The 3,536-nt window shown below is 70.2% G+C and carries 3 protein-coding genes; all 3 read right to left on the bottom strand.

Features of this window, described 5'->3' with window-relative positions:
- The coding region (locus FMEAI12_RS32210; protein WP_146776819.1) for a SigE family RNA polymerase sigma factor at positions 1-503 on the bottom strand (503 nt) is incomplete at its 3' end.
- A 190-nt stretch (positions 504-693) separates the two neighbouring features.
- Positions 694-1,473: a hypothetical protein gene (locus FMEAI12_RS32205; RefSeq protein WP_235014926.1), complete on the bottom strand. Its 780-nt coding sequence runs from the start codon at positions 1,471-1,473 to the stop codon at positions 694-696.
- Between the two features lie 1,264 nt (positions 1,474-2,737).
- Positions 2,738-3,536, bottom strand: a 799-nt coding sequence (locus FMEAI12_RS32200) for an oxidoreductase (RefSeq protein ID WP_112108965.1), incomplete at its 5' end; no start/stop codon positions are given.

The raw sequence follows: 3,536 nt of genomic DNA, 5'->3' as shown, positions 1-3,536 counted from the left end.
TCGATTCGGACGCGGACATCCCCCAGATGCTGGCTCCCACGCAGCCGGGCCAGCGCCCGTGACGCGTGGGTCTTCACCGAGCCGACGCTGCATCCGAGGATCTCGGCCACCGCGGCTTCCGGCAGGTCGTCGAAGTAACGCAGGACGACCACCGCGCGTTGTCGTTTCGGTAGTTCGCGCAGGGCCCTCAGCACCTGGTCCCGCATCGCCAGATCCGGCATGCCGTCCGCACCGGCCCGTTCGGCCGCCGCGTCCAACGGCTCCTCCCGGAACTGTCGCGACCGCCACCGGCTCGAGGCCGCGTTCACCAGCACACGGCGGACATAGGCCTCCGGAGCGATGATGCGTTCCCTGCCCCAGCGCTGGTAGGTGCGCTCCAGGGCACCCTGGAGCAGGTCCTCGGCCGCGTGGCGGTTACCGGTCAGCAGAAAGGCCGTCCTCATCAGACGGTCGGCCGAGGCAGTGACGAAATCCTCGAACGACTCGTGGGACGCGTCGTCCATCCAATGCCCCCATTGATTGGCCCGCGCCGCCCAGCACCGCTGCGTGCACGTCGATGGGGCGGCGGCCCGCCATGACGCGAGCCGCCGCCCCGCTGGGCGCGCCGAGGCCGAGAGTCGGCCGGCAGTCACTGGCTCCGGCGGCGCGGCGCCCCCTGGCCGCGCGGCTTCCGGGGAGCCGCCGGTCGACGGGCTAGGCGGGAGCGCTGCCGAGCAGGGACGCGAACCCCAGCACGCTGTGGTAGGTCTCCTCCGAGACCTTCCACGAGCCGTGAGTGAAGACCGCCTCGCCGGTGCTGCCGATGGAACCGGACCGGCCCTGGTAGGTGTAGGCGACCGTAAACCTGACCGAGGCGTGGTCCTGCGCCCAGAAGTAGATCTGGTTGACGGTGACCCGCGCGCTCAGCCCCGGGTAGGTGGTGCGGAACTTCTCCAGCACGCCGACCAGGCGCTGGCCGTTCTCCACGGCGGCCAGCGGCACCCGCGGCGGAGCCTCGGAGCTGTTGAGACCGACCGCGAACGCGACGCGGATCAGCGGCTCCGACAGCCTCTGCCAGGCCGTCGGCGTCGGCGCCGGGCCGACGGTGAGCGACTCGGCGATTCGGAGCAGGTCGGCCTCGGGCAGCAGGCCCGGCGGGGTGGTCCCGTTCTCACCGACCCGGCCGCTTACGGTCAGCACGACGGACGGGTCGCCTTCCACCCAGGTCATCTCGGAGATACCGCCGCCGCTGGCCAGCAGGGTGACAGCCTCGGTGCCCCGCAGCGCGACCCGTCCACGCTGGCTGCTGGGGTAGTACTGCGCGTAGGCGCTGGCCACGTCATCGAGCGTCGCCTCGGGCGTATCCCGCTGGACTGTCAGACGAACAGTGGTGCCGCCACCCTCGAACGTGCCGATGATGACTTCGCTCTCGATCCGGGTGCTCGGCACGGCGCTGGTGAAGCTGACGCCGCTGGGCAGCCAGCCAACCCTCACCCCGTCCACACTCGGAGCCGGCCTCCCACCGCCATCGCTTCCCGGGCCGCCTCCGGGGCCGGCGGCCGTCGCCGGGCCGGCGACCGCCACGGTCACGAGCCCGGTCAGGGCCAGTGCCGTCAGTCTGCCGAGGGTGCGGGACAGCCGACGTGCCGTGGGACGCCGCCGGGATCCATGGGATCCCTCCTGATTGATCCCTCGCGCCGCGTCATCCGGCGGGACCGTTCGCTTCGACAGGATGGTGGAAGGGCCGTCGGAACAATCCGTCATTGACGCTCCTGCTCTGGTAGGCGCTGGCCACGGCGGCGCCACGCGCCGAGATAGCCCAGCTGCCGTTCGGGTGTTTCCCCCTCCTAAGAGCGGCGGTTGACGTAATTAGGTTGACGCGTTCGACCAAACCTTTCCACAACACCCGGCGTCACTACGCAACAACTCGACAACCGCGAGGGTGCTCCCGGTTACGCAAGGTTCACCCCCACGCGTAGGTCAGACGTTGTCACCGAGATTGTCTCGCCAGCGGGTGGTCCTTAGGTGAAAGCCGGGCGCGCAGACGGAAGGTGGAGGGACACACCATTGCCACTGCCGTACCCGTGAGCTGCGCCTTAGCGTGATCCGGGGTGTTCTGGGCGGGGCGCCGCAGCTCGGCGGGGACCGGGCGGCGCTGTTTCCCGGCACCACACTCGGATTCATGTCGGATAATTGTTCGTGGGGCCGTACACGGCGCCGGTTACCGCGGCCCCAGGCCCCAGGCCCCAGCGATAACGACGCCGGGAGCACCCACCGCATCCCGCCGGGTCGAGGTTCTCAAATCTGGGCTGGTAGAGCTATGTCGCCGGCCCGGATCGAGCAGCGGGTCCACTTCAGCGTCACGGCGACCGAGGCCGGTGGCCTGAGCGGCGTTGACGAACGGCGAGCCGTGCGAATCCGCGACCGGGTCGAAGCCTCGGGCGGCCGGGTTCGCTTGGACGGCGCACCTTGACGGGCGACCTCCCGGTCTGACGCGGCCCGGTGCCCGGCGGGGTCGTACCCGCGGGCGGGTGCCGTCGCGCGGTTCAGCCGCACCACGGCGGAGGGTGGACGCCACCGGCCCGCTGCCCGGCGCCTACGACAGGATGCCGCTCCAGGCGCCCGTGCGCTCCAGGCCGTCGGCGGTGGCACGCTGGTCGCCCTCGCCGCCCTGGACGGGATCACGGACCTTCGGGCGCCGCTCCCCGGACCCGGGCGATAACCGGGCTCGACAGGCGGGAGTGGCCGCAGTGGCGGTTCAGGCCGGAACGCCGGAGGAGCGCTTGACCAGGGCGTCGAAGGTCCGGTCGGGCAGGATCTTGCTGAGGAAGATGAGCGGCCGGGCACCGAAGCCGACGCGGTAGCGGGTGTGGGGTCGGCGGGCGGTGGCTGCCTTGGTGACGGCTTTGGCGATGACGCTGGTCGGTGAAGTCATCCTCGCGTCAGGGCGTGAGCTGGACTCCAGCGACGCAGCCATGGCGTTTGCCTGCTCGGCGTACGGCCCCTGGCCGGAGGTGGTGCGTAGCTTCTCGGCAGCGATCGCGCCCCACTCGGTCCGGATCGAGCCCGGCTCGATGAGCAGGACAGCGATGCCGAACCGCTTGAGCTCCAGGCGCAACGCGTCGCTGAGTCCTTCGACGGCGTACTTACTGGCGTGGTACCACGCACCCATGGGTGTGGCGAACCGTCCACCCATGGAGCTGATGTTGATGATGGTGCCACTGCGCTGGGCACGCATGGCTGGCAGCACCAGCTGAGTCAGATGGGCCAGACCGAACAGGTTGACCTCGATCTGCGCGCGGGCCTCGCGCATCGGGACGTCTTCCAGCGCGCCGTATGAGCCGTACCCGGCGTTGTTGACAAGAACGTCAATGCGGCCTTCAGCGGCGAGGATCTCAGCGACCGCGTTCTTGGTCGAAGTCTCATCGGTGACGTCGAGCGAGAGCGTACGTACGCCCGAGGCCGCCAACGCCGTCATCCGGTCGGCTCGGCGAGCAGCGCCGTAAACGATGAAGCCGGCCTCATGGAGTTGACGGGCGGCGGCCTCGCCTATGCCG

This window comes from Parafrankia sp. Ea1.12, from assembly GCF_900465275.1.
Taxonomy (GTDB): domain Bacteria; phylum Actinomycetota; class Actinomycetes; order Frankiales; family Frankiaceae; genus Parafrankia; species Parafrankia soli.
This window is presented reverse-complemented; position numbering and strand designations above follow the sequence as displayed.